22 protein-coding genes and 1 pseudogene are annotated in these 25,615 nt (G+C 75.1%); 9 read left to right on the forward strand and 14 right to left on the reverse strand.

Going from position 1 to position 25,615, the window contains the following annotated elements:
• Positions 1-2: 2 nt before the first annotated feature.
• Both ACR9E3_RS12675 and ACR9E3_RS12680 read right to left on the reverse strand, forming a co-directional pair.
• On the reverse strand, positions 3-1,046 hold the full coding sequence (locus ACR9E3_RS12675; protein ID WP_460380741.1) for a Cys-every-fifth RiPP peptide CefA: 1,044 nt from the start codon (positions 1,044-1,046) through the stop codon (positions 3-5).
• Positions 992-4,153 (reverse strand): annotated as a pseudogene (locus ACR9E3_RS12680) (glycosyltransferase); the annotation flags it as partial. The pseudogene ACR9E3_RS12680 and the gene ACR9E3_RS12675, both read right to left, overlap by 55 nt.
• Before the next feature lie 780 nt (positions 4,154-4,933).
• Between ACR9E3_RS12680 and ACR9E3_RS12685 the strand changes: the two are divergent.
• Complete coding sequence (locus tag ACR9E3_RS12685) at positions 4,934-6,667, forward strand: sensor histidine kinase (RefSeq protein ID WP_460380633.1); 1,734 nt, start codon at positions 4,934-4,936, stop codon at positions 6,665-6,667.
• Here the strand turns inward: ACR9E3_RS12685 and ACR9E3_RS12690 are convergent.
• On the reverse strand, positions 6,643-7,338 hold the full coding sequence (locus ACR9E3_RS12690; protein WP_460380634.1) for a response regulator transcription factor: 696 nt from the start codon (positions 7,336-7,338) through the stop codon (positions 6,643-6,645). The genes ACR9E3_RS12685 and ACR9E3_RS12690 overlap by 25 nt on opposite strands.
• 141 nt (positions 7,339-7,479) lie before the next feature.
• Here ACR9E3_RS12690 and ACR9E3_RS12695 point away from each other — a divergent pair, with 141 nt between their 5' ends.
• Positions 7,480-8,940 (forward strand): cation:dicarboxylate symporter family transporter, encoded by a 1,461-nt coding sequence (locus ACR9E3_RS12695; RefSeq protein ID WP_460380635.1) that lies wholly within the window; start codon positions 7,480-7,482, stop codon positions 8,938-8,940.
• A 147-nt stretch (positions 8,941-9,087) separates the two neighbouring features.
• On the opposite strand, the gene moeZ is transcribed toward ACR9E3_RS12695, so the two are convergent.
• The 3 genes from moeZ to ACR9E3_RS12710 form a co-directional block, all read right to left on the reverse strand.
• Complete coding sequence (moeZ, locus tag ACR9E3_RS12700; RefSeq protein WP_460380636.1) at positions 9,088-10,263, reverse strand: adenylyltransferase/sulfurtransferase MoeZ; 1,176 nt, start codon at positions 10,261-10,263, stop codon at positions 9,088-9,090.
• A gap of 93 nt (positions 10,264-10,356) precedes the next feature.
• Positions 10,357-11,412, reverse strand: a complete 1,056-nt coding sequence (locus ACR9E3_RS12705) for a DUF3152 domain-containing protein (RefSeq protein ID WP_460380637.1) — start codon at positions 11,410-11,412, stop codon at positions 10,357-10,359.
• On the reverse strand, positions 11,409-12,572 hold the full coding sequence (locus tag ACR9E3_RS12710) for an alpha/beta fold hydrolase (RefSeq protein WP_460380638.1): 1,164 nt from the start codon (positions 12,570-12,572) through the stop codon (positions 11,409-11,411). The genes ACR9E3_RS12705 and ACR9E3_RS12710 overlap by 4 nt, the downstream gene beginning before the upstream one ends.
• A 234-nt stretch (positions 12,573-12,806) precedes the next feature.
• Here ACR9E3_RS12710 and ACR9E3_RS12715 point away from each other — a divergent pair, with 234 nt between their 5' ends.
• On the forward strand, positions 12,807-13,391 hold the full coding sequence (locus tag ACR9E3_RS12715; protein WP_460380639.1) for a TetR/AcrR family transcriptional regulator: 585 nt from the start codon (positions 12,807-12,809) through the stop codon (positions 13,389-13,391).
• 73 nt (positions 13,392-13,464) lie between these two features.
• Here ACR9E3_RS12715 and ACR9E3_RS12720 read toward each other — a convergent pair whose 3' ends face one another.
• Together ACR9E3_RS12720 and ACR9E3_RS12725 are read right to left on the reverse strand one after the other, a co-directional pair.
• A complete protein-coding gene (locus ACR9E3_RS12720; RefSeq protein ID WP_285659424.1) occupies positions 13,465-13,695 on the reverse strand; it encodes a DUF3107 domain-containing protein in 231 nt (76 codons plus the stop codon).
• Positions 13,696-13,805: 110 nt separating this feature from the next.
• Positions 13,806-14,477, reverse strand: coding sequence for a ferritin-like fold-containing protein (locus ACR9E3_RS12725; RefSeq protein WP_460380640.1), 672 nt, complete (start codon positions 14,475-14,477; stop codon positions 13,806-13,808).
• Between the two features lie 337 nt (positions 14,478-14,814).
• Here ACR9E3_RS12725 and ACR9E3_RS12730 point away from each other — a divergent pair, with 337 nt between their 5' ends.
• From ACR9E3_RS12730 to ACR9E3_RS12745, 4 genes are read left to right on the forward strand one after another with little or no spacing between them, the layout of a single operon-like run.
• Positions 14,815-16,632: a DEAD/DEAH box helicase gene (locus ACR9E3_RS12730; protein WP_460380641.1), complete on the forward strand. Its 1,818-nt coding sequence runs from the start codon at positions 14,815-14,817 to the stop codon at positions 16,630-16,632.
• 10 nt (positions 16,633-16,642) lie between these two features.
• Positions 16,643-17,968, forward strand: coding sequence for an Rv3212 family protein (locus ACR9E3_RS12735; protein ID WP_460380642.1), 1,326 nt, complete (start codon positions 16,643-16,645; stop codon positions 17,966-17,968).
• Positions 17,969-18,017: 49 nt separating this feature from the next.
• Positions 18,018-19,028 (forward strand): alpha/beta fold hydrolase, encoded by a 1,011-nt coding sequence (locus tag ACR9E3_RS12740; RefSeq protein WP_460380643.1) that lies wholly within the window; start codon positions 18,018-18,020, stop codon positions 19,026-19,028.
• A complete protein-coding gene (locus tag ACR9E3_RS12745; protein WP_460380644.1) occupies positions 19,028-19,855 on the forward strand; it encodes an oxygenase MpaB family protein in 828 nt (275 codons plus the stop codon). Before ACR9E3_RS12740 ends, ACR9E3_RS12745 begins: the two co-directional genes overlap by 1 nt.
• A gap of 90 nt (positions 19,856-19,945) precedes the next feature.
• Here ACR9E3_RS12745 and ACR9E3_RS12750 read toward each other — a convergent pair whose 3' ends face one another.
• From ACR9E3_RS12750 to ACR9E3_RS12770, 5 genes are all read right to left on the reverse strand, one after another.
• A complete protein-coding gene (locus ACR9E3_RS12750) occupies positions 19,946-20,539 on the reverse strand; it encodes a hypothetical protein (protein WP_460380645.1) in 594 nt (197 codons plus the stop codon).
• Positions 20,536-21,390, reverse strand: a complete 855-nt coding sequence (locus tag ACR9E3_RS12755; protein ID WP_460380646.1) for a RecB family exonuclease — start codon at positions 21,388-21,390, stop codon at positions 20,536-20,538. Before ACR9E3_RS12755 ends, ACR9E3_RS12750 begins: the two co-directional genes overlap by 4 nt.
• A 64-nt stretch (positions 21,391-21,454) precedes the next feature.
• The gene (locus ACR9E3_RS12760) at positions 21,455-22,345 is read right to left on the reverse strand and encodes a PHP domain-containing protein (protein ID WP_460380647.1); all 891 of its coding nucleotides are present in this window, start codon (positions 22,343-22,345) and stop codon (positions 21,455-21,457) included.
• A 19-nt stretch (positions 22,346-22,364) separates the two neighbouring features.
• Positions 22,365-22,916, reverse strand: a complete 552-nt coding sequence (locus ACR9E3_RS12765; protein WP_285659432.1) for a PH domain-containing protein — start codon at positions 22,914-22,916, stop codon at positions 22,365-22,367.
• Positions 22,917-22,931: 15 nt separating this feature from the next.
• Positions 22,932-23,093: a hypothetical protein gene (locus ACR9E3_RS12770; protein WP_285659433.1), complete on the reverse strand. Its 162-nt coding sequence runs from the start codon at positions 23,091-23,093 to the stop codon at positions 22,932-22,934.
• Positions 23,094-23,256: 163 nt separating this feature from the next.
• Here ACR9E3_RS12770 and ACR9E3_RS12775 point away from each other — a divergent pair, with 163 nt between their 5' ends.
• Positions 23,257-23,664 carry an NUDIX hydrolase gene (locus ACR9E3_RS12775; protein WP_460380648.1) on the forward strand — a complete coding sequence of 136 codons (408 nt, stop codon included), beginning with the start codon at positions 23,257-23,259 and terminating at the stop codon, positions 23,662-23,664.
• On the opposite strand, the gene ACR9E3_RS12780 is transcribed toward ACR9E3_RS12775, so the two are convergent.
• Positions 23,665-24,180, reverse strand: a complete 516-nt coding sequence (locus tag ACR9E3_RS12780; RefSeq protein ID WP_285659436.1) for a MaoC family dehydratase — start codon at positions 24,178-24,180, stop codon at positions 23,665-23,667.
• 293 nt (positions 24,181-24,473) lie between these two features.
• Between ACR9E3_RS12780 and ACR9E3_RS12785 the strand changes: the two genes are divergently transcribed.
• A complete protein-coding gene (locus ACR9E3_RS12785) occupies positions 24,474-25,598 on the forward strand; it encodes a magnesium and cobalt transport protein CorA (RefSeq protein WP_460380649.1) in 1,125 nt (374 codons plus the stop codon).
• Positions 25,599-25,615: the final 17 nt, after the last annotated feature.

Here is a 25,615-nt window from a genome sequence, read left to right on the forward strand (position 1 = left end):
CGCTAGCACCGCGACGGGCCCGGACGCGGCGTCAGCGCCGGTCCGACCGCCCGCCGCCGTGCCTGCCCGCGTCCGTCGTCGACGGCCGGCCGGGGTCCTCCCCTGTCAGGGAGTGCCGGCCCCGCCGCGGCGTCGGTGCGTCGGATGCCGGCGCGCGACCCGGGCTCTCGGAGAACGACAGCACCGGGTCGTGCCCCGACGGGCCGGCGGGCACGAGCGACGTCGGCCCCTCGGGCGGCGGAACCGGGCGGTGCCGGTCCGCAGCGCGTCCGGGCCGGTCGGTGCCGGCGGGCGGCGTACCCGGACGACCGGGACGGCCCGGACGCGGCGGTCCCGGCGGTGTGGGCGAGGGCAGGGGCGGTGGCGGTGCCGGGACCGGCGCGGGACCACCACGGGAGCGGCCGACGCCGGTCGTCCCCGTCGCAGCCGTCGTCCCCGTCGCGCCGTGCGCCGGGAACGCGCCACTCGGTGCCGCACCAGCCCGCACCGCACCCGTCGGCACCGCACCCGTCGGCACCGCACCCGTCGGCACCGCACCCGTCGGCACCGCACCCGTCGGCACGGCACCCGTCGGTCGGGGAGCGTGGGCGGGGACCGGGGTGTAGCGACCGGTGCCCGGACCCGAGCGGTCCCGGTCCGGTCCGGCCGGTGCCCCGGTCGGTGCCCCGGTCGGTGTCCTGGTCCGGGTCCCCGTCGGCACACCGGTCGGCGGAGAGGGCACCGGTGCACGGCCGGTCGGCGTCGGGCGTGGCCGGGCGACGACGCGGTCGACCGGCGGGGACGGCGCGACACCCACCACCCGGCTGATCCGGGCGCGCAGGGAGCCCTGCGACAGCGCCGACGTCTCGCCGTTCTCGACGTCGGTCGGGATCACGGGCGGCATCGGGCCGGGGGCGGCGGGCCGCTTGGCGCGGGCCTTGCCGCGACCGTCGGGCAGCAGCGAGAGCTTGCGGCCGGCGGCGAGGTCCTCGACCCAGCCGAACGCGAGCACGCACACGACGATCAGCGCGCACGCGATCCCGAAGTGCTGGGCCTCGGAGTTCCACCCGAGCAGGTCGCCGATCGACGGGGCGAACGCGATCGCCACGTTGTGCCAGAGGTAGATCGTGATCGCCCGGGCGTTGACCACGGTGACCAGGCGCCCGAGCAGCGGCACGCGCTCGAGCCACGCCACCTGCGGGTTCAGCCGCAGCACGAGCAGCACGGCGCCGAGCGAGACGAGGGCCTGCGCGAACGGGATGTCGTTGAGGTCGATGCCGTCGTCACCGGCCGGGTGGCTGAACGCCCAGGCCAGGCCGCCGACGACGAAGAGGGTGGCGACGGCGGTGGCGAGCAGGAGCGGCAGGCGGCGCAGCGTGCCCTCGCGGTGGGCGAAGCCGAGCATCCAGCAGGCGGCGAAGGTGCCGCCGTCGACGAGCACCGGCCCGATGGCCCCCCACTCCCCCATCGGCGAGCCGAGCACCGCGTCGACGCCGACGAGCACGATCGGCACCGCCAGCGCCACCAGGGGCCGGCGGCGGAACGCCCAGAGCATCACCGGCGTGAGCAGCACGAACCACAGGTAGGCGCGGATGTACCAGAGGCCGACGACGGCGTCCGCGCCCCAGTCGCTGCCCGGGGGGTCGACGAGGGGGAAGACCCAGTACAGGAGATCCGACCACACCAGCGGGGACGTCACCGACCCGTCCGCGTCCTGCCCGGCCCACCCGTGCCAGAGCATGATCGGCACGGCGAGCAGACCGAAGAACCACAGCGGCGGCAGCAGGCGTCGCAACCGGTGCCCGATGACGTCGAGGGCCTCGCCGCGGCGCAGCGACTGGACCATCAGCGACCCGCCGAGGGCGAACATGACGCCCATCGACGGGAACACCATGCTCATCCAGCCCCAGCCGAACGCGTGGTAGGTCACGACCCGGATCAGCGCGACGGCGCGCAGCAGGTCGAGCCACCGTTCGCGGCCCCCGCCGGTCTTCGGGGCCTTGGTCGCGACCGGCGCCGCGGGGGCGGCGTCCGGCGCGGGCCCCCGGGGCACGGCGGGTGCGGGCAGCCGGTCGGCGGCCGGGCGCGAGCGGCCGTCCTGTCCGGCCGGCACGGCGAGGTGCTCGGCGACCGCGCCGGTGCGCTGCAGCTTCTGCCAGCGCACCCCGGCGCCGGTGAGGGCGCTGACGACGGCCTGCACGAGCACGACGTACATGAGCTGGCGGTACATCAGCTGCTGCACGGGCAGCGCCCAGAGCGGCCCGAGCGGCTCACCGTCCATCCGGAACGCGATCACGCCGGCGATCAGCTGGAGCACGAGCATCGAGCCCCACAGCAGCAGCGCGACGGCCGGGTCGCCGAAGATCAGCCCGTAGACGAAGAGCAGGTCGACCAGCGGCGCGGCCAGCGGCAGGGCGACGTGGAAGACGCCGATGTGGGCGAGTCCCAGCCGACCCATGCGCCCGGAGGCACCGCGCTCGCGCAGCGCCCGGCGGTGCTTCCAGAGCGCCTGCATCGTGCCGTAGCTCCAGCGGAACCGCTGCCGCCAGAGCTGCCCCGCGGTGACCGGCGCCTCGGTCCACGCCAGCGCCGACTCGTTGTAGACGACACGCCACCCCGCGCGACCGAGCGCGATGGTCAGGTCGGTGTCTTCGGCGAGCGTGTCCGACGAGAGCCCGCCGACCTCCTGCACGGCCTCGCGGCGGAACGCTCCCGCCGCGCCCGGGATGGTCGAGATCGAGCCCCAGGTGTCCTGCACCCGCCGGTCGACGTTGAAGCCGACCACGTACTCGAGGTGCTGCATCCGCGGGATGAGGCGCGTGCGGTTCGCGATCTTGACGTTGCCGGCGACGGCGCCGACCTCCGGGTCGGCGAACGGGGCCACGAGCTCGGCCACCGTGTCCGGCTGGAAGATCGTGTCACCGTCGATCATGACGATGAGGTCGTGCTTCGCGGCGGCGACGCCGCGGTTGAGCGCCGCGGACTTGCCCGCGTTCTCCTGGCGCACCACCCGGACCCGGGGCAGCGCGAGGTCCTCCAGCAGGTCGGCGGTGCCGTCGGTCGAGCCGTCGTCCACCACCACGACCTCGAGCGGGTGGTCGTTGGCGAGGATCGAGCGGACGGTCGCCTCGATGTTCTCCGCCTCGTTGTAGGCGGGGACCACCACCGAGACGGGGTCGGTGACCGGCTCGCCCCACGAGAAGGCGGGGTCCCGGCGGCGCTTCGCGTGGCGGCGGGCCACGACGACCATGACGAGCAGCCGCATGATCACCAGTCCGCCAACGCCGATCAGCGCGAGCTGCATCAGCGTGACGACGCCCTGCGCGACGCCGACGGTGGCGAGCAGCGCCTGCCCGACGTGGCGGTCGCGGGCGGGCGCGGGCTGCCCGTGCGGGCCGAGGCCGGCCGCGTCGCTGACGGTGGTGAAGCGGTAGCCCTGGGCCTGGAGCTCCGGGATCAGGCGGTCGAGCGCGGCGACGGTCTGGGACCGGTCCCCACCCGCGTCGTGCAGGAGGACCGTCGCGCCGGCGCCGTTCTGCGGGGTCGCGTTGCGGACGATCGCGTCGACGCCGGGGCGCTGCCAGTCCTCGCTGTCGACGTCGGTGAGGACGGTGACGTACCCGGCCTGCCCGGCGGCCACGACGGTGCCGTAGCCGGGGTCGTCGAGCGCGTCGGAGGTCGACGAGAACGGCGGGCGGATGAGGTGGGTCGAGATCCCGGTCGCGCCGGCGATGGCGAGCTCGGTGTCGGCGATCTCGCGGTCGCGGCGCCAGGTCGAGACGCCGGCGAGGTCGGGGTGGGTGAAGGTGTGGACACCGATCTCGGAGCCCGAGGTGATGATCCGCTGGGCCAGCTCGGGGTGCCGCGCGACCATCGACCCGACGGTGAAGAACGTGCCGGGCACACGGTGGCGGGCGAGGACGGCGAGGACCTCCGGGGTCCACGTCGGGTCGGGGCCGTCGTCGAACGTGAGGGCGACCGTGCGCTCGGGCAGCCGGGCTGAGCGCACGGGCTCGGTGCGGGCGTCGATGATCGGGCCGCCGGTGCTGATGTCGGCGGGGACGTGGTCGTGACCCTCGGGCGGCCGGGCGTGCGCGTCGTTGCCGATCGCGGCGTTCACGAGGCCGGAGACGGTGAGGACGGTCAGGACCATGACCGCGAGGACGATGGTCATCGTCCAGATGCCCCAGCGGCGGGGAGGCTTGGTCGACCGGACGCGCACCGTTGTCACTCCGAGTCACCTCTTCCCCGCTCACGGTCGCTCGACCGTGCCCTCATCGTCACCTCGTCGTGCACGAGACGATATCCACCCCCTCCTCGTCGTCACGCGGCGTGGGAACGTTTCGCACCCCGGGGATCGCGGTCGGTGAGCGTCCGGTGTCGGTTCTGTCCTGACTCGTCCATCGACGTCCCTTTCTCGCCGACGCTGCGTCGTCGCTGGCGGGCCCGGGTGCGCGGACCGGCCCCGAGCTGGGAGGCGATCACCACAGCGCCGCGGTCGCCGGGCCCGCGGCCGGACGTCGTCGCCCCGATCGGATCGCCGGGCACGCCGTGTCCACGGGGCGAACCGACGGGCCTCGCGGCGCGGGGTGGCCGCGCCGGGCGGTGGCGCAGCGTGATCGCCAGGCGCGGCGGCGCGATCCTCGGGGAGGAACAGCGCGATCCGCGAGGTTCGTCGCTCTCCGCGACCGCCGCCGCGCGGGCGCCGTGGATGCCCGGAGCGCAGGACGGGCGCATGGAAACGTGTGGCGGCGGACCGAGGGGCGCCCTGCATGCGTGTGGCGGCGGACCGAGGGGCGCCCTGCCTGCGTACGAGGCAGCGAGGGCGCCCCTCGCTCCCCACCCAGCACCCGCCCCAGCGCCCACCCCAGCGCCCACCCCAGCGCCCACCCGGCGCCGCCTCCGGCGGTCGCGCCTGCTTGCGCCGCGACGGCGGGGAGGCGACGGTCCTCCCGTGAGCAGCGGCGGGACGAGGGGCGGGACGGGGCTCGACCCGGAGAAGCCGGCCGGCACCCGACGCCGGTCGACGCTGGTGCGCCGACTGCTGGCGCTGGAGATCGTCACCGTCGTGCTCACCGCCGTGATCGCCGGCGGCGTCAGCGCCTGGAACACGCGCGAGACCATCGAGCACGACGCCGCGGACAAGATGCTGGCCGTCGCGGTGTCGCTCGCGTCGGCGCCCGGGCTCTCCGACGCCGTCGTCGCCCGGGACGTGCCGCGCGTCCAGGCCGCGGCCGAGGCCGCCCGCCAGGGCACCGGGGTCTCGTTCGTGACCGTCATGGACCCGGCCGGCACCCGGCTGAGCCACCCCGAGCCCGCGCGGATCGGCGAGACCTACCAGGGCACGTTCCTGCCGGCGGCCGCCGGCGCGACGCTCGTGGAGACGTTCCCGGGGACGCTCGGTCTGTCGGTCCGGGCGATCGTGCCGGTGCGGGGGGCCGCCGGGGACGTCGTCGGGATGGTCGCGGCGGGCCAGCTGCGCGTGCAGGTGGCCGACCGGATCGCCCGCGAGCTCGGGATCCTCGCGCTCGCCGCGGCCCTCGCGATCGCCCTCGGCGTCGGTGTCGCCTGGGTCGCGGCGCGGCGGGTCAAGCGCGACACTCTCGGGCTCGAGCCCCGTGAGATCACCGCGCTGCACCGCCACCACGAGGCCGTGATGGCCGCGATGCGCGAGGGCCTGCTCGTGCTCGACGCCGACACCGGGAGGGTCGTCGTCCTCAACGCCGAGGCCGCCCGGCTGCTCGGCGTGCCCGACACCGTCGACCCCTCCCGCGCCGCCGGGCCGACCCTCGACGAGCTGGGCGTCGACCCGGTCCTGCGCGAACGCCTCGCCGACGGCTCACCCGTCACCGACGAGACGATGCTCGTGGGCGAGCGGCTGCTGCTGGTCAACCGCACGGAGCTCGCGCAGCCCGCGATCACCGATCTCGTGGTCACCCTGCGGGACCGCACCGAGCTGGAGGCCATGACCCGCGAGCTCGACGACGCGCGCTCGGTGACCCGCGCGCTGCGCTTCGCCGCGCACGAGCACGCGAACCACCTGCAGGCCGTCTCCACGCTCATCGAGCTCGGAGCGCACGACGACGCCCGCGACCTCGCCCAGCGCTGGAACCACGACCTGCTCGACAGCGCTTCGAGTGGCTCCGACGGCTCCCACGAGGACCTGCGCGACCGGATCGCCGATCCCGCGCTCGCGGCGCTCGTGCTCGACAAGGCCACCGACGCCCGCGACCGGGGCCTCGAGCTGCGCGTCGGCGACACGACCAGCCTGGACACCGACGTCGCGGGCGACGAGCAGGCGTCGACCGACCGCGTCACGGTGGTCGGCAACCTCGTCGACAACGCCCTCGACGCCGCGTTGCAGAGCGCGCACGCGGGCCACGGCGGCGTCGTGGAGCTGGACGTGCACGCCGCGGACGGCGCCGTCGTCGTCCGCGTCGCCGACGACGGGCCCGGCCTCGCCGATCCGGAGGCGGCGTTCGCGCCGGGGTGGTCGACGAAGGACCGCGGCCGGGGCGAGCGGGGCCTGGGCCTGGCGCTCGTGCGGCGCGTCGTCGACCGCCGGGAGGGCAGCATCGACGTCGCGCCCGGCCCCGACGGCCGGGGCACCGTGTTCACCGTGCGGCTGCCGACCCGTCCGGTGGCGCGGAATCCACGGGATCCTCAGTCCCCGGCGGCGAGCCGGTAGCCGACCCCGCGGACCGTGACGACCGCCCCCGGGGCGTCGAGCTTGCTGCGCAGCGCGGCCACGTGGACCTCGAGCGAGTGCAGCCCGGCGTCGAGTCCCGGGTCGTCGGGGGCGAGCCCCCACACGTCGTCGAGGAGGTCGGCCCGGGACACGACGGCGCCGTCGCGGCGGGCGAGCGCGGCGAGGAGGTCGAACTCCTTGCGCCGCAGGCTCACCTCGCGCCCGGACACCTCGACGACCCGACGCGAGAGGTCGATCCGCAGCGGGCCGGCGTGCACGACGGGCGCGACGACGTGGCCCGCGCTGCGGCGCAGGACGGCCTCGATCCGCGCGGTGAGCTCGTCGATCGCGAAGGGCTTGACGACGTAGTCGTCGGCGCCGCTGCGCAGACCGAGCACCCGCGCCTGCTGGTGGCCCCGCGCGGTGACGGCGATGATGGGCACCGTCGAGCGGGTGCGCAGCCGGCGGCACACCTCGACGCCGTCGAGGTCGGGCAGCCCCAGGTCGAGCAGGACGATGTCGGGCGGGTCGGCCGCGGCGTCGGGCCCGGTCACGGCTTCGAGGGCGGCCGCGCCGGTGCCGACGGGCGTCACGCGGTAGCCCGCGCCCCGGAGCGCGGCGGACAGCGCGTCGCGCACCGCCCCGCTGTCCTCGACGAGCACGACCTTCACGGGTCCCCTTTCCTCAACTCATCCCCAACTCCGTGCCACGGGTGTCCCACGCAGGGTGATGTGCGCCCTAGCCTCACCCGGCGGGTGAGACCCACGCCACCTCCACCCGGGGTGGGGATGGTGGACCGGAAGGAGACATCGATGTCGACGCAGGAAGCCGACGCGCGCCCCGCGCCCGAGCCGGGCGGGTCCGGCGGGACGGCCGGGTCGGGGCGCCGCGGGGTCTGGGCCCAGCTCTGGTTCTGGGTGGTCATCGGGATCGCGGCCGGCGTGGTCGTCGGCCTGGCGGCGCCGGACTTCGCCTCGGACCTCAAGTTCCTGCCCGACATCTTCATCCAGCTGATCAAGATGATCACGGCACCGGTCATCTTCTGCACGGTGATCGTCGGGATCGCCTCGATCGGCCGCCTCGCCACCGCCGGCGGCATCGCGGTCCGGGCGCTCGTGTACTTCCTGCTCATGACGCTGGTCGCGCTCGGGCTCGGGCTGATCGTGGTCAACCTCGTGCAGCCCGGCGCCGGCTTCCCCGCGATCCCGCCGGACCCGGCGACCCTGGCCGAGGCCCAGGCCGACGTGGCCAGCGGCAGCGAGGGCGGCGGCGCGCTCGACTTCATCGAGAACACCCTGCTGCCCGACAGCTTCGTCGGCCCGTTCGTCGAGAACGAGATCCTGCGGGTCCTCGTGCTCGCGATCCTGGTCGCCATCGCGACCTCGATGCTCGCCCTGTCGCTGCGCAAGCGCGTCGTCGGCGGCATCGACCTCATCGCCAAGGTCATCTTCGGCATGATCCGCCTGATCATGTTCCTGGCCCCGATCGCGGCCTTCGGCGGCATCGCCTACACCGTCGGTGCGCTCGGCGGCGAGAGCCTCGGCAACCTGCTCGCCCTGATGCTGACCTTCTGGGGCACGTGCGCGATCTTCGTCGTGGTCGTGCTGGGCGGCGTCGCGGCGTTCTCCGGGTTCAACATCTTCAAGCTGATCCGGATGATCAAGGACGAGATCCTCATCATCGTCGGCACGTCGTCCTCGGAGACGGTGCTGCCGCGCCTGCTCGCCAAGCTCGAGTCGGCCGGCGCCTCCCGCTCGACGGTCAGCATGGTGCTGCCGACCGGGTACTCGTTCAACCTCGACGGCACCTGCATCTACCTGACGATGGCGGCGCTGTTCATCGCCCAGGCCGGCGGCCAGGATCTGCCGTGGGGCGTCCAGCTCGGGCTCGTGGCGCTGATGCTGCTGACGTCCAAGGGCGCGGCGGGCGTCTCCGGCGCCGGCCTGGTCACCCTCGCGGCGTCGCTGCAGGCGTTCGGCGGCGAGTTCTACACGACCGAGTCGATCGCCATCGGCATCGCGATCATCGCCGGCATCGACCGGATCATGAGCGAGGGACGCGCGCTGACCAACGTCATCGGCAACTCCGTCGCCACCATGGTCGTCGCGGGCTGGTGCGGCGAGCGCGACGACGAGCGCTTCCAGGCCGCGCTCGACGACCCGTCGCTCGTGCGCGACGCGATCGAGCAGGAGACCCACGGCGCGGACGACGGTGACTCCGACGAGAGCCCGACCTCGACCGACCGCACCCCGGCCGCCGCCGGCGCGCACTAGACCGCCCGCGCACGGCGGCTACGCCGAGCGCCGACACCCCCGAGAAACGAACGGCGCTCTCGCTGCTTCGGTAGCAGCGAGAGCGCCGTTCGTTCGTTCCGGGCGCGCGCGCACAACGTCGCGACGCAGCGCCCTGGACCCTGTGGCTCAGTACGTGGGCAGCGAGGTGTCGACCTGCTGCGCCCAGCCCGTGACGCCGCCGCCGACGTGCACGGCGTTGGAGAAGCCGGCCTTCTGCAGCGCGGAGAGCGCCTCGGCGGAGCGCACGCCCGACTTGCAGTAGAGGATCGTCTGGCGGTCCTGCGGGATCTCCGCGAACGCCTCGCCCGACAGGATCTTGTCCTTCGGGACCAGCTTCGCGCCCGGGATCTTCACGATCTCCCACTCGTGGGGCTCACGGACGTCGATCAGCTCGAACTTGTCGCCCGCGTCGATCTTCTCCTTGAGCTCTACCGGCGTGATGGTGTGGCCGGCGGCCGCGGACTGGGCGTCGTCGGAGACGGTGCCGCAGAACGCCTCGTAGTCGATCAGCTCGGTGACCGGCGTGGCGTTCGGGTCGCGCCGGATCTTCACCTCGCGGTAGTCCATGTCCAGCGCGTCGTAGATCTTCAGACGGCCGAGCAGGGTGTCGCCGATGCCGGTGATGAGCTTGATGGCCTCGGTGACCATGATCGAGCCGATCGACGCGCAGAGCACGCCCAGCACGCCGCCCTCGGCGCACGACGGGACCATGCCCGGCGGCGGGGGCTCGGGGTAGAGGTGCCGGTAGTTCAGGCCCTGGCCGTTCGGGGCGTCCTCCCAGAACACCGAGACCTGGCCCTCGAACCGGAAGATCGAGCCCCACACGTACGGCTTGCCGAGCAGCACGGCCGCGTCGTTGACGAGGTAGCGCGTGGCGAAGTTGTCGGTGCCGTCGAGGATGAGGTCGTAGTCGCGGAAGATGTCCAGCGCGTTCGACGAGTCCAGCGGCGTCTCGTGCAGGTTCACCGTCACGAGCGGGTTGATCTCGGCGACCGACTCCTTGGCCGACTGCGCCTTCGACTTCCCGATGTCCGACTGCCCGTGGATGACCTGGCGCTGCAGGTTCGACTCGTCGACGACGTCGAAGTCGACGACCCCGAGCGTGCCGACGCCGGCCGCGGCCAGGTACAGCAGCGCCGGGCTGCCGAGGCCGCCGGCCCCGACCACGAGCACCTTGGCGTTCTTCAGACGCTTCTGACCGTCGACGCCCACGTCAGGGATGATCAGGTGGCGGCTGTAGCGGGCGACCTCGTCCTTGGTCAGCTCCGCGGCCGGCTCCACCAGGGGCGGCAGGGATGCCATGACGGCGCTCAACTCCCGAGTGTTGTTCTCACTGGTCCTCACGGCGCACAACCACCGCGCGGCCCGCCATGTTCCCCGACGTGACGCGCCTCGTCAGCCCGCGGGCGGCACGGCGCCCTGTGGGTACGGCCACGCGTTGGGCTGGCACGTCTTCCCGTCGCGCGGGATCTGCGTGCCCTGCGGGTTCTCCTCGGTGAGCTGCGCGAGGTAGTCGTTCGCGGTCCCGAAGCTCTGCTGCATCATCACCGGCGCCAGGGCCCCGTTCTGGGGACACGGCACGTGCCGGTTGTCGAACACGTGGCCGACCTCGTGGTTGATGGCGTACTGCCGGTAGAGCCCGAGCTGCCCGTCGAAGGCCGCGGCGCCCCGCACCCAGCGGGAGCCGTTGATGAGCACCCGCCCGATGTCGGACTTCCAGCACGACGCCTCGTAGCGGATGTCGTAGCCGCACTGCTGCCGGTCGGTCATCTGCGAGGTCAGGCTGACGCGGAAGTCGGGCACGCCGGTGTCGACGCGGCGGACCGCGATCTGGCCGGAGCCGACCCAGCTGCGCGGGTCGGTGAGCGTCGCGTCGACCGCCGTGGCGAACGCCTGCTCCCCCTCGGGGATGACGGCGCCGTCCTCGACCTCGACCGAGTACGTGTAGACGCGGCCGGTGCCCGCCTGCGGGGTCGTGCCGGGCACGACGTGCCAGGTGCCCGCGCCGGTGACCGGGAACTCGCCCCCCGCGGGCAGCTCGGCGGTGGGGATGTCGACGTTCTGCCCGACGCCGGGCGGGGCCTCGGTGACCACCGGCGAGGAGCTCTGGGGCGGCGCGAGGAGCGGCGACGCCGAGCCGGCGTCCCCGCCGGGCGACAGGGCCTCCACCACGGCGAGCACGGTGAGCACCACGAGCCCCGGGATCACCCACAGGCGCCAGGACCGCAGCACCGAGGCGCCCGCCGAGCGGCGGGGCGGGGGCGGCCAGGCGCGTCCCGGGGGCGGCCCGGACCGTCCCCCGGACCGTCCTCCCGGGCCCTGACCAGGACGGGACGGGCGTCCGCGCGGGGGTTCGGCACGGCGCCGGGACGGCGCCTCGTCCGACGGGAGATCGGGGCGGTCAGCGAGGTCGGAGTCCTCGTCGGCAGCACGCCGGACCGGCCGGGTCACACGGGAACTGTGCCATACGCGCCCCGTCCCGCCGCCGCGACGCCCGGGGCGAGGCGATCAGGGAGCCGGCTCGCGGAGGTGCTCCGCCACCGGGTGGGGGCCGGGGCGGGCGCGCCCGGCCAGGACCCGTCGGCCGCGGCGTCGAGCATCCCGAGCACGGCCCGGGCGACGGTCTGGGGGCGTTCGATCTGGGCGACGTGCCCCACGTCGGGCAGGCGGAGCAGGCGCCCTGCCGGGAGCGCCGCCGCGGTCCGCGCGGCGCGGTACACGCCGACGAGACGGTCGACCTCGCCCCACACGACGAGGCTCGGCACGGTGACCTGCGCGGCCGCGGCCCACAGCGAGCGCTGCGACGGGGCGAACCACGTGCCGAGCAGCCCGACGAACGAGCGGTGCAGGGCCTCGGGCGCCCAGTCCAGCCCCGCGCGCTCCTCGGCCTCCTCGGCGGCCATCGCGAACGCACGCGGGCCGACGCGCTCCGGGTCGGCGTGGCAGAGCGCCATCGTGAACGCGAGGCGCTCGCGCGGCGTGCGGGCGTCCTGCTCGGCCCGGGCGCGCCCGCCGACCACCGGCAGCAGGGCCAGCGCCGCCCGCCTGCCGCCGAGGCGCGAGGGCAGCGGACGCAGGTCGGGCATCGCGGGGCTGACGAGGGTCAGCGTCCGGACGAGGTCGGGCCGGGCCGCGGCCGCCAGCAGCGATACGGCCCCGCCCAGCGAGTTGCCGAGCAGGTGCACGGGCCCGCTGCCCTTCCGGCGCAGGTCCTCGAGGAAGGCGGTGAGCGTGGCCGCGTGCGCCGTCGGCCGGTAGTCGCCGGTCGCCGGCGGCGGGGTGCGCCCGAAGCCGGGCAGGTCCACCGCGAGCCCGCGGCAGCGGGCCGAGAGCGCACCGGCCAGCTCGGTCCAGTTGTTCGACGAGCCGCCCAGGCCGTGGACGTAGACGGCGGTCTCCCCCGCCGGGCCCGGCGTCTCGCGCACGTGCAGCGTCGACTCCCCGACCGTCACCTCGCGCCCGGGCCAGTACGGCGTCGGGGCCGCGGCGTCCCCCATCGGGCCCAGCGCCGACACCGAGGCGAGGGGAACGTCGGTGGGAGCGTCACCGTGATCGCGGGGATGGCCGACGGGTGACGGTCCGGTGGACGGCACGGGGCGGCGGATGATCACGGGCACCATGATGCGGTAGCGAGGTGACGGCGTCACGGTGACATCCGGATGAACGCGGACCGACGGGTGACGACACGCGTGGCGGGACCGGCGCGGTCGTCACCCGATGGGTAGGGTCATCCGTCCGAGGCGGTCGAGAACCGTGCCGCCGCGCGAAGGGTGTCTGGGGGCGGGGGAATGAACGGGCAGGCGAGCCCTCCGGAGAGCCCGGGCGTCGCCGCGGGGCGGCCGCGGATGACGCGGTCCGCGCGCCGGGCGCAGCTGCTCGAGGCGGCGCGCGAGGTGTTCGGCGGCCGCGGGTACCACGCGGCGGCGATGGACGAGATCGCCGAGCGGGCCGGGGTCAGCAAGCCGGTCCTCTACCAGCACTTCCCGGGCAAGCTCGACCTCTACCGGGCGCTGGTGCAGGGCGCGGCCGACGACATGGTGCGCACCGTGCGCGCGGCGATCCGCTCGACCACGGACAACAAGGCCCGCGTGCAGGCCACGATCCAGGCCTACTTCGACGTCGTGTCGTCCCGCGACGGCGCGATGCGCCTCGTGTTCGAGACCGACACCCGCGCGACGCCCGAGATCGCGGGGGTGGTCGACAAGGCGACGTCCGACTGCATCGACGCGGTCACCGAGGCCGTCACCACGGACGCGGGGCTCGAGCCGGAACGGGCCCGGCTGCTCGCGGTCGGGCTGGTCGGCCTGTCGACCACCGCGGCGCGCTACTGGCTCGACGCCGGGCTGCAGCCGCCGCGCGAGGACGCGATCACGCTGATGTCCCAGCTCGCCTGGCGCGGCATCGGCGGGTTCCCCCGCCAGGAGGGGTGAGTGCCGGGGCGGGTCGGACCCGCCCCGGCGTCGTTCCCCGGCACCGTCACCGGCACCGTCCCCGGCGCAGCGCTCAGGCGCCGACGCCGAAGCCCACGCGGCGGCCCTCGCCGGGGCCGATCTCCACGTAGGCGATGCGGGCCGCGGGGATGATGTACCGGCGGCCCTTGTCGTCGGAGAGCGCGAGTGTGCCGCCGTTCGAGGCCAGCGCCTCGTCGACGAGGCCCTGCACCTCCTCGGGCGACTGGTCGCTCGCGACCACGAGCTCGCGGGGGCTCTCCGCCACGCCGATCTTGACCTCCACGCGTTCCTCCGCTCAGCACGTCCGTCGCTGCACTCGTCGCTGCAGCGCCCGCGCGAGGCTAGTCCACCGCGGCGACCGGCTGTGGCCTCCCGGGCCCGACCGGAGTGGGCCTACAGGCCCAGCGCGTTGATGCGCTTCGTGTGCCGCGACTTGAGGGCCTTGAACACGGTGGCGCGCGCCGTCCCGCCGAGCAGCGCCGCGGCGGCGTCGGGGTGCTCGTCGAGCACCTCGTTGGCCGCGGCGAGCGTCTCGCCGAGCAGGCGGCGCCCCCAGAGGGCGAGCCGGCCGCGGGTCTCGGCGTCGACGGCGACGTCGGCCACGGCGCGTTCGGCGAACGCGTCGAACCCGCTCTCGCCGGCCGCCTCGCGTCCGGCGTCGGGGCCGCGGAGCAGGTCACCGTCCTCACCGTCGCCCCCGGCCCCCGTCGCCGCCACCAGGTCGACCGCGAGGGTCCGGCTCACGTAGGCCCCCACCAGCGCCTCGCCCCAGTCGCGCGACGCGGTCCGGGCGGCGAAGGCGTCGAGGACGGCCGCGAAGGGCGTCATCGCGGTGACGAGGTCCACACCGCGCGCGGTGAGGTGGGCGCGGACCCGTTCGACGTGCGCCATCTCGACCGCGGCGAGCGCCGCCATCTCGGCGCGCCCGGTCAGGTCCGGGGCGAGGGCGGCGTCGGCGGCGAGGCGCGTGAACGCCGTGAGGGCGCCGTACGCGACCGCCCCGAGGAGGTCGGCGGGCGGGGCGGCGGGCTCCGTGGTCGCGGGTCCGTTGTCGCGCTCGGTCACGGCGGACCAGCCTAGGGGGCCGCGGGGCTCCCGCGGCGCGTTCCCACCGGCGGTGACGCGTCCGTCACGGGTCGCCAGGTACCATGAGGGCGTTCCGCGGTGCATGCACCGTCGCCGACCACCGAGGTCGCCGTCGTGCGCTGTGTGCACCGCAGAGCGCAACCGAGCGTGCGGGCGCCTCCACCGGCTCTCCCGCGTCCGGTGACGGTGGTCCGGCCCCGACGACGGGGCGGGTCACGCACCCCAGAGACGTGCACCGTCGCCGACCCCGACGTGGTCGAGCCAGCCGGCCCGCCTCGCGCGCACGAGCCGCGAGAGAGGCAGACCCCTGACCACCGTGACCACCGACTCCCCGTCCTCGCCCGAGGACACCGACGAGCCGGTCGCCGAGCCGCTGCACGCCGGCGCCCCCGTCGACGAGGAATCCCCCACCTTCGCCGAGCTCGGCGTCGACCCGAAGATCGTCTCGGCGCTGACCCGCGCCGGCATCGAGCGCACGTTCGCCATCCAGGAGCTGACGCTGCCGCTGGCCCTGGCCGGCGAGGACGTCATCGGCCAGGCCCGCACGGGCACCGGCAAGACCCTCGGCTTCGGCGTCCCGCTCCTGCAGCGCCTGGGCACGCCGGGCGACGGCACGCCGAAGGCGCTGGTCGTCGTCCCGACCCGCGAGCTGTGCGTGCAGGTCGCCAAGGACATCGAGGGCGCCGCCGCCGACGTGGGCACGCGCGTCGTGTCCATCTACGGCGGACGGCCCTACGAGAACCAGATCGCCGCGCTGCAGCGTGGTGTCGACCTCGTGGTCGGCACCCCCGGCCGGCTGCTCGACCTCGCCCAGCAGGGCCACCTGGTGCTCGCCAAGGTCGCCGGGCTGGTGCTCGACGAGGCCGACGAGATGCTCGACCTGGGCTTCCTGCCCGACGTCGAGCGCATCCTCGGCATGCTCCCCGAGAAGCGCCAGACGATGCTCTTCTCGGCGACGATGCCCGGCCCGATCATCACGCTGTCGCGCACCTTCCTGACCCAGCCGACCCACATCCGGGCCGAGCAGGTCGACGCGAGCGCGATCGGCGAGAAGACCGCCCAGTTCGTCTACCGCGCCCACGCGCTCGACAAGGTCGAGATGCTGGCGCGCACCCTCCAGGCCACCGACCGCGGCGCCACGATGGTGTTCACGCGCACCAAGCGCACCGCGAGCAAGGTCTCCGAGGAGCTCGCCGAGCGCGGGTTCGCGGTCGGCGCCGTCCACGGCGACCTCGGCCAGGGCGCCCGTGAGCACGCCCTGCGCGCCTTCCGCGACGGGCGCATCGACGTGCTGGTCTGCACCGACGTCGCCGCCCGCGGCATCGACGTCACCGGCGTCACGCACGTCATCAACTACCAGTGCCCGGACGACGCGAAGACCTACATCCACCGCATCGGGCGCACCGGCCGGGCCGGGCGCACGGGCGTCGCGGTGACGCTGGTCGACTGGGACGAGATCCCCAAGTGGAAGACGATCTCCGACGACCTGGGCCTCGGTGCCCCGGAGCCGCCGGAGACCTACTCCAGCTCGCCGCACCTCTACGCCGACCTCGGGATCCCCGCCGACGCCCGCGGGCGCGTCGCGCGGCGTCGCCGCCCGGCCGAGGAGGAGGCCGAGGACGGCCCGAAGCGCGAGACCCGCGAGACCGGCGGTCGCCGGTCGTCCGGCCGCTCCCGTTCGCGCGGCCGCGGCGGCTCCGGCGGGGACGACGAGACCGAGTCGTCCGACGGCGAGGGTCCCGGACGCCGCAGCCGGCGCTCGCGCACCCGCCGGCGCAGCGGCGAGGTCGTGGCCGGCGGCGAGGACACCGCCGAGGGCTCTGTCGGCTCTGTCGACTCTGTCGGCTCTGTCGGCTCTGTCGGCTCTGTCGGCTCTGTCGGCTCTGTGGGCTCTGTGGGCTCTGTGGGCTCTGTGGGCTCCGAGGACTCCGGGAGCACCGACGCCGCCGCGGAGCGCACCGAGGAGGCGTCGGGCACCGCCGACAACACCGACACCGCCGAGAGCTCCGACGGCAACGGCCGTCGTCGCCGGCGCCGTCGCGGCGGCCGCGGTGGGTCGCGCTCGGGATCGGGTGAGGCCACGGAGACCCCGGCCGACGCGACCGAGCCGGCCGCCGCCTCGGCGGGCGAGTAACCCGGCGCCGGTGGGCTCACCGACGTCGACGGAGCCGGACCCCGCCGCCTCCCCGGAGCCGGAGGGGCGAGCCTGGTTCCCGCCGGCCGAGCGGCGCCGTCGCGGCGACCTCGTGGCGATCGCGCTGATCGCGGTCGCCGCGGTCGTCGGCACGCTGCTGGTGCTGGCCTCCGGCGACGCCGAGCACACCGAGGACCGGGTCGCGACGCCGCCGCTGGCGGCGCTGCCGGACGGGCCGCTGCCGACGGCGCTGGCCGAGGCGTGGCGCGCCGAGAGTCCGGCGACGCCGGCGCCGCTGGCCGTCGGACCCGCGGTGGTCACCGCGGGTCCCGACGGCGTCGTCGGCCACGACCCCGTCACCGGCCGCGAGGCCTGGAGCTACCGCCGCCCCGAGCCGCCCTGCACGGTCGGCTCGGGGTTCGGTGACGTCCTGGCGGTCTTCCGCACGCAGGGCGCGCTGGGCACCTGGTGCTCCGACGTGGCGGCCCTCGAGCCGGACACCGGCGCCCGCGGCCCCGCCCGCAACGCCGACCTGCGCGACGGCACGCGCCTGCTCGCCGACCGCGACCACGTCACCGGGACGGGCACCGACCACGTCGAGACCTGGCGCTCCGACCTCGTGCTCACCACCGAGGTCGGGCGCATCACCACGCCGGTGCAGCCCCCCGACGCCCAGCCGCGCGCGGGCTGCACCAACGGCTCCGTGGCGGTCGGCGGCGGCACGGTCGGCATGATCCAGCGCTGCCCCGGCGAGGACTCCGATCGCCTCACGGTCGTCGACGCCGACCCCCAGAGCTCGGAGAAGCCCGAGGAGCGCTCCTCGCAGCTGCTCGGCGTGCGCGGCGCCCGGCTCGTCGCGCTCACCGACCAGCGCGCCGCGTGGGCCGCGCCGGACGGCACGCTGCACGTCGTCGGGACCTCGCCCGACACCGTCGACCTGCCCGCCGCGGTGATCCCGCTCGGGGCGGCCGCCGGGCCGACGACGGACCCGCCCGGACTCGCGGCGACCGTGCGCCCGGTCGGCCCGGTGCTGCTGTGGTGGACGGGCACCGCGACCGTCGCCCTCGACGGCGGCGACCTCACCCCCCGCTGGACCGTGCCGGGCGCGCTCGGCGCCGGCGCCGCCTGGCCGGGCAGCGCGCCGGCCACGGCCGCCCTCGTGCCGGTGGCCGAGGGGCTCGCCGTGCTGGACGCGACCACCGGCGCCCCCCGCGCGCCCGTCATCCCCGTCGCCCGCGGGCTGCCGGCCGGCACCCCCGTCAGCGTGGCCACCACCGGCACCGTCGTGGTGGAGCTGCGCGGGTCGACGGTCGTCGCGCTGCGCCCGCCGGGCTGAGGCCCGTTCGGCGACCCGGAGTGTCGCGGGATGGGGCAGACTGACCGAGGTGGGACGCCCCGACACCCCCGAGCGCGCCGGCGACCCAGCGCCCGCGTCGGCCGCCGGATCGAACGGCGTGCCGGCGGCGCGTGCGCCCGACGCCACGCCGGCGGCGGTCCCGGCCGGGCGCAGCGAGGCGCAGTGCCACCCGCACGCCGCCTACGGGGTGACGATCCGCTCGGAGCTCGGCCCGCTGGCGGCCCTGCGCGCCGACCCGGACGCCGACGCGGCGGTCGGGGGCACGCCGGCGACGGCAGTGCTCGTACCCGGGTACTCGGGCTCCAAGGAGGACTTCGCCCCGCTCATCGACGCGATCACCGCGGGCGGCATCGGGGTGCTGGCCCTCGACCTGCCCGGGCAGTACGAGTCGCCGGGGCCGGAGGCCGAGACCGACTACCACCCCACGCGGCTCGGGCCCGTGATCGCCGGGGTCGTCGCCGACGAGGAGGCCGCCGGACGGCGCGTGCTCCTGCTCGGGCACTCCTACGGCGGGCTCGTCGCGCGGGCCGCGGTGCTCGCGGGGGCGTCGGTGCGGGGCCTGACCCTCATGGACACCGGTCCCGGCGAGCTGCCCATGGGCCGGCGGCGCACCCAGCTCGACGTGCTCGAGCCCGTGCTGCGCCGCCGCGGGATCGACGCGGTGATCGCGCTGCGCGACGCGGGCGGCGAGTGGTCGTCCACCGATCCCCAGGTGGTCGCGCTGCTGCGCGAGCGCCTGCGGCGCTCGACGGTCGCCGGGCTGCTCGGGATGGGCGACGCGCTGCGCGCCGAGCAGGACCGCACCGCCGAGCTGGTCGCCGCCGTCCGCACCCGCCGCGTGCCGTGCCTCGTGGTGTGCGGGCTCGACGACGACGCCTGGCCGGTGAGCATGCAGCGCACCATGGCCGACCGGCTCGAAGCCGAGTTCGCGGCCGTCCCGCGCGCCGCGCACGCCCCGAACGTCGAGAACCCGGCGGCGCTGCTCGACGTCCTCGTACCCACGTGGCGGACCTGGCTGCGGGACGACATCCTCGGGTGATGCGCCCGCACGACCCGGCCGACGGCTACTTCGGGCCCGGCAGCGTGACCTGGCGGGTGCTCGCCGACCCCGCCGCCGGCCCGGGCGGGCTCTCGGCGCTCTTCCTGCAGGCCCTGCACCCGCTCGCGATGGCCGGGGTCTCGGAGCACTCGGACTTCGACACCGCCTTCTGGCCCCGGATGCAGCGCACCGCCGAGTACGTGATGACGGTGACGTACGCGGGCCGCGACGACGTCGACGCCGCCGCGGCCCGTGTGCGCCGCGCCCACGAGTTCGTGCGCGGCACCGATCCCGTCACCGGGCGGCCCTACGCCGCGGGCGACGCGGACCTCCTGCGCTGGGTGCACGTCACCGAGGTCAGCTCGTTCCTCGAGGCGGTGCGCCGCGCGGGCGCGCCGATCAGCGACGCGGAGGCCGACGAGTACTACCGCGAGCAGGTCGTCGCCGCCCGCCTGCTCGGCGCGACGGACGTCCCCGCCAGCCGGGCCGAGGTCGCCGACTACGTCGCCGACGTGCGCCGCCGCGACCTGCGCGCGTCGCCCACCAGCCGCGCCGCCGCCCTGCGCCTGCTCGTGCCCCCGATGTCGCTGCGCACCACGTTGACCACCCCGGCCCGCCCGGCGTGGACCGCCGTCGCCGCCCTCGGCTTCGCCCTCCAGCCGCGCTGGGCGCGCCGGATGCACGGCGTGCCCGTCCTGCCGACCACGGACCTCGGCGCGACCCTGACGATCCGCGCCCTGCGCGCCGCGGTGCTGCGGCTGCCCGAGGACTGGCGCCACGGCCCCCTGGCGCGCGAGGCCCTCGCGCGGGAGCGCACCGCCTCCTGAGCCCCGAGGTCGCAGCGAACGCCCTATCGGCGTGCTCATTAGGATGTTCGCTGCTTCTACGCGCGCGAAGTCCCCGTTCGCGCTCGATCCTCAGGCCCACCAGACGAGGCTGAACAGCACCACGAGGATCACCGGCACCGCCGCCGCGGCGAGGACCGCGGCCACCGGACCGGTGCGCCGGTGGGCCGCGACCGCCGTGGCCGCGACGGCACCGCCGCCGGCCAGGAGGTGCGCGACGACGGTGTCCGCGCCCGGTCCCGGCCCGCCGAGCAGGTACGGCGCCGCGACCACGACGACCGCGAGCACCACGAGCCCGCCGGCGAGCACCCGGGCGACGGCGACGAGGCGGCGCCGGGTCCGGACGAGGCGGTCGGGACGGTCCGGGCGGGCCGCCGGGACGCCGGCGGGCGGGGTCGGCCGCCCCGTCGAGCGCCGGGCGCGCTCCCGCCGGTCCGCGGCGCGCGGCACGCCGGACGGGGTGGTCCAGGTGCCCGTCGCGACGAACGAGCCCGTCTCCGTGACGCCGCGCGGCTCCGGCGCGGCCCCGTGCGGCGGGGTCGGCGCCTCGCCGGACGACCAGCCCTGGGGCGGGGTCGGGCCGGTCTCGGGGCCGTACGCCCAGGCGTAGCCGGAGCCGTCGTCGGGGTCGGGCTCGTCGTCCGGGCGCGGGCGCGCCTGGCTCACGGCGCGAGCCCGGCCCACGCCGGGTCGGCGGGCGCGGCGGCGCGGCCCTCGGGGCAGTGGCGGCGCACGTCGCACGCCCCGCACCGGGGTCCGGGTGCCGGCGGGAAGAGGGTCTCGGCGACGCCGGGATCCGCCGCGAACGCGTCGGCCGCGGCCCCGAGCTCGGCTGCCGCGCCACCGGCGCGCTCGCGGTGCCGGGCCAGGGAGTCCTCGTCGTGGTCGGCGGCGGCGATGGTGCCGCTGGGCAGGTGGTGCAGCTCGACGCGCCGGCACGGGCGGCGCAGCGTCCGGCGCGCGGCAAGGGCGTAGAGCGCCAGGGCGGGCGAGCGGCGGGCGTCCTCGGCGTCGGGCACGCGGCGGCCGGTCTTGTAGTCGACGACGACGATGTCCCCGTCCCGCTGGTCGAGACGGTCCGCACGTCCCTCGGCGACCATGCCGCCGACCGGGGCGGAGAGCCACCGCTCGCGCCCGACGGTCTCGCCCAGCGGCTCCGGCGCGTCGGCGACGGCGTGGCGCTCGACGTAGTCGGCGACCCAGCTGCGGGCGCGCTCGCGGTACGTCGCGGCCTGGGCGTCGTCGCGGAACCCCTCCGACGACCACTGGCGCTCGACGAGGGCGGCGGCACGGTCGCCGCCGCGCCGGCGGGCCGGCTCGGCGTACACGGCGTGCAGCACGGTGTGGACCACGGCCCCGAGCGTGCTCGCCGCCCGCGGCCCGCCCCGCGGCGGCGCGGGGCGGTCGAGGTAGGTCAGGCGGTACCGGCGCGGGCAGTCCTGCCAGGTGGCGAGGCGCGACGGTGTCACGCGCACCAGGCGGTCGGGCATGCCCTCCAGACCCAGCTGCATGCTCATCACCGTCCACCCTAGGCCCGAGGACGACAGCGTCGACGGTCCGGCTCCGCTCCGCTCCGCGTCCTCAGCCCGCGAGCACCTCCGCGCCCCTCGCGCGCCGGACGAGCGCGTCGAGGACCGGCGTCGCGGTGGTCTCCGCGGCGATCGGGGTCGTCTTGTTCGTGCCGTGGTAGTCACTCGAGCCCGTGACCAGCAGGCCCTCCTCGGCGGCCAGCGCGCGCAGGGCGGCCCGGTCGTCGGCGTCGTGGTCGGGGTGGTCGACCTCGACCCCGTGCAGGCCCGCCGCCGCGAGATCGCGGATCACCGCGGCGTCGACGCACGGCCCCCGGCGACGGGCGAACGGGTGCGCGAACACGGCCACCCCGCCCGCGGCCGCGATCATGGCGATCGCCGCCGCGATGGGGGTGTTGTACTTCTCGACGTAGTACGGGCCGTCCTTGCGCAGCAGCTCCTCGAAGGCCTGCGGCACCGAGCCCACGACGCCGGCGTCGACGAGTGCCTGCCCGATGTGCGGCCGCCCGGCCGGCGAGTCGGCCGGCAACCGGGCCAGCAGGGACTCGCCGTCGATGCCGGTGTAGTCAGCACCGATCCGGTCTCCCATGGCACGCACCCGGTCCCGCCGCGACCCCCGGACCCGCTCCTGCTCGGCCACGATGTCGGGGTCGGCGGGGTCGAACAGGTAGCCGAGCAGGTGCGCGGTCACCGTGCCGCCGTGCCCGTCGGGGCTCACGGTGGAGAACTCCGCGCCGCGCACCAGCCGCATGCCCGGCGAGCCACTCGCGGAGCCTGCGGAGCCGAGTCCGGACAGCGCCGCGGCGGCCTCGTCCCAGCCGGCGGTGGTGTCGTGGTCGGTCAGCGCCAGCACCGTGACACCGGCGGCCGCCGCCGTCACGACCAGCTCCGTCGGGGTGTCCGTGCCGTCCGAGACCGAGGAGTGGGTGTGGAGGTCGATCACACCCCGCAGTATCGACGGGTCAGCGACGACGCCCGCGCGCCCCGCCGAACCCGGACCCCGGCAGCGTGTACGAGCGGGTCTGGCGCTTGTCGCCGAACACCAGCTCGGAGATCGCCTCGTAGACCTCTTCGGGGTCGGGCAGGTAGTGGATCTGGTTGAGCGCCTGGATCTGGCCGGCCGACTCGATGACCATCGTGCCGTAGCCGAGCAGGCGGCCGTTGAACGTGCGCACGAAGCTGAGGTCGGTCACCTTCGTCAGCGGCATCATGCCGACGCTGTGCGTGAAGATTCCCTTGGTGAGCATCACGCGCTTGTCGGTCACGACGACCTTCTCGACCCACCACTCGCTGACCTTGTAGCTGCTCTTGAGCAGCACCAGCAGCGCGCCGTACCAGAAGAGGTTGTCCAGCACGACGTTCTGCGGCAGGAACGCGGCACCCAGGGCGAGCAGGACGAACAGGACCACGGCCTGCAGGACCTCGCCGACGATCACCGCCCAGTGACGCCGGAAGCGGATCACCCGCCGCTCGGTGGGCAGGACGTACTCGTCGACCTCGCGGGGTGCCAGCACGTCGGACCTCCCGGCCTAGGTGAACAACGCGCGCACGAACTCGACCACGGCGGCCGCCGCGTTGCCCAGGATCGTCAGGATACTGAGCACGAGGTCCGCAGAGTTCTGAGGCTGCGAGATGACGAAGAACAGCGCGAACGCGACGCCCACGATGATCCCGACCTTCTTCGCGTTCACTCGGTTTCCCTCGCGTGGTTCGGGGTCGACGTCCGGTCGTCGGCAGTATGGGCTCGTCCGGGCCGGGACGGCTATCCGGCTCACGGTGATACTAGTGTGATCCAGTGTGACGACGTGTGATCCCCGGGGCGATCCCGGCGCGTCGCCGTCACCTGATGCGGTCGTGCTGTGCGTCGGGGGGATCGTCACCGACGCCGACGGCCGCCTGCTGCTCGTCCGCCGTGCCCACGACCCCGAGGCCGGACGCTGGTCGCTGCCGGGCGGGAAGGTCGAGCCGGGCGAGACCACGGCCGACGCGACGGCCCGCGAGGTCGCCGAGGAGACGGGGCTCGCCGTCGCCGTCGGCGAGGAGGTCGGGCACGTGCGCCGGCCCGCTCCGGGCGGTCGTGTCTTCGCGATCCACGACTTCCGCTGCCGGCCGGTGGACGCGGACGCCGTCCCGCGCGCCGGCGACGACGCCGCCGACGCGCGGTGGGTGGACGCGGCCGCCTACGCCGCGCTCGACGAGGCCGGGGACCTCGTCACCGGCCTGACCGACGCCCTGCGCGGCTGGGGCTGCCTGCCGGACTGATCAGTCGCGCTGCGGGACGGGGCGGCGGGGCTGCTCGGCCTCGAAGCCCTCGTCCGTGCCCTCGGGCGCCGGACGCTTCGGCACCATGACCTTGCGCCGGTAGATGCAGACGACGACGCCGTCCTGGTTGTAGCCGATCGTCTCGACCTGGACGACGCCGCGGTCGTTCTTCGACGACGACTCCTTCTTGTCCAGCACGGTCGACTCGCCGTAGATCGTGTCGCCGTGGAAGACCGGCTTGACGTGGCGCAGCGACTCGACCTCGAGGTTGGCGATCGCCTTGCCCGAGACGTCGGCCACCGACATCCCCAGCAGCAGCGAGTAGACGTAGTTGCCGACGACGACGTTGCGCCCCTGCTGCGTCCCCTCGGCGTAGTGGGAATCGAGGTGCAGGGGGTGGTGGTTCATCGTGATGAGACAGAAGAGGTGGTCGTCGTACTCGGTGACCGTCTTGCCCGGCCAGTGCTTGTAGGTCGCCCCGACCTCGAACTCCTCGAAGTACCGCCCGAACTGCACGGATCCGCCTCCTGAACATCGTCGGTCGTCACGCCGTCGGGGCCTCCTCGATCCGACGGCGTCGAACAGGGCAGCTAGGATGGCCCATCGGCCGACGTCATGTCGCACGAGGCGAGGGAGGTGAGACGTGGACGACTCCACGAGGAGGGCGGACAACACGCCCCCCAGTACGGGCCGCGTCTCCTCCCCGGTGACGCCCACGCGCTGAGGAGTCGCGCGGTGGCCCGGGAGGGACGCGGAGGCACAGCGGTGCCATCTGCCCCCGTCACACCGTCCGGTCCCCGGAGGTCCCCATGCCCAGCCTGCCCACGCTGCGCAACGCCGGTTCCCGCGTGATCCGCCCCGGCCGTCCCCGCCCGCAGGACCCGCGGGTCCCGCACGTCCCGCTGTCGGCGTTCGTCGTCGACTGCGCGGTCTACGTCGACGGCAAGCGCCTCGAGGGCCGGTGGAACCACCGCGACGCGATCGCCGAGGTCCGCCGTCGCGAGGAGGGCTTCGTGTGGATCGGGCTGCACGAGCCCGACGCCGAGCAGATCCAGGACATCGCCGAGGTCTTCGGCCTGCACCCGCTGGCCGTCGAGGACGCCGTGCACGCCCACCAGCGCCCGAAGATGGAGCGCTACAGCGGCACGGGCTCCGGCGCCGCGGGCAGCGGCGACATGCTGTTCTCGGTGTTCAAGACCATGCGCTACGTCGCGCACGCGTCGCCGACCACCGCGAACGAGATCGTCGAGTCGGGCGAGCTCATGGTGTTCCTGGGCCGCGACTTCGTCGTGACGGTGCGGCACGGCCAGCACTCGGGGCTGCGCCGCGTGCGCCACCAGCTCGAGGCCGACCCCGAGCACCTCGCCCAGGGTCCGGCCGTCGTCCTGCACGCCGTCGCCGACCACATCGTCGACGCCTACCTCGAGGTCTCGCAGAGCGTCGAGGGCGACATCGACACCATGGAGACCGAGGTCTTCGCCCCCTACAGCGAGGTCGGCGCCGAGCAGATCTACCTCATGAAGCGCGAGGTCCTCGAGCTGCGCCGCGCCGTGACCCCGCTGGTCACGCCCATGCGCCGGCTCACCGAGGGCTACTCCCCCCTCGTGCCGGCGGAGGTGCGCAGCTACTTCCGCGACGTCGACGACCACCTGACGACGGTGGCCGAGCGCGTCGGCTCGTTCGACGAGCTGCTGACGACGCTGGTCGACGCCGTCCTCGCCAAGATCACGCTGCGCCAGAACAACGACATGCGCAAGATCACCGCCTACGCGGCCCTGCTCGCGGTGCCCACCATGCTCGCCGGCATCTACGGCATGAACTTCGACTACATGCCCGAGCTGCACTGGCAGTTCGGCTACCCCGCCGTGATCGTGGCGATCCTGCTGATCTGCGCGGTCCTCTGGCGGACATTCCGCCGCAACCGCTGGCTGTAGTCGACATCCGGACAAAA

This window comes from Actinomycetospora sp. C-140, from assembly GCF_054796175.1.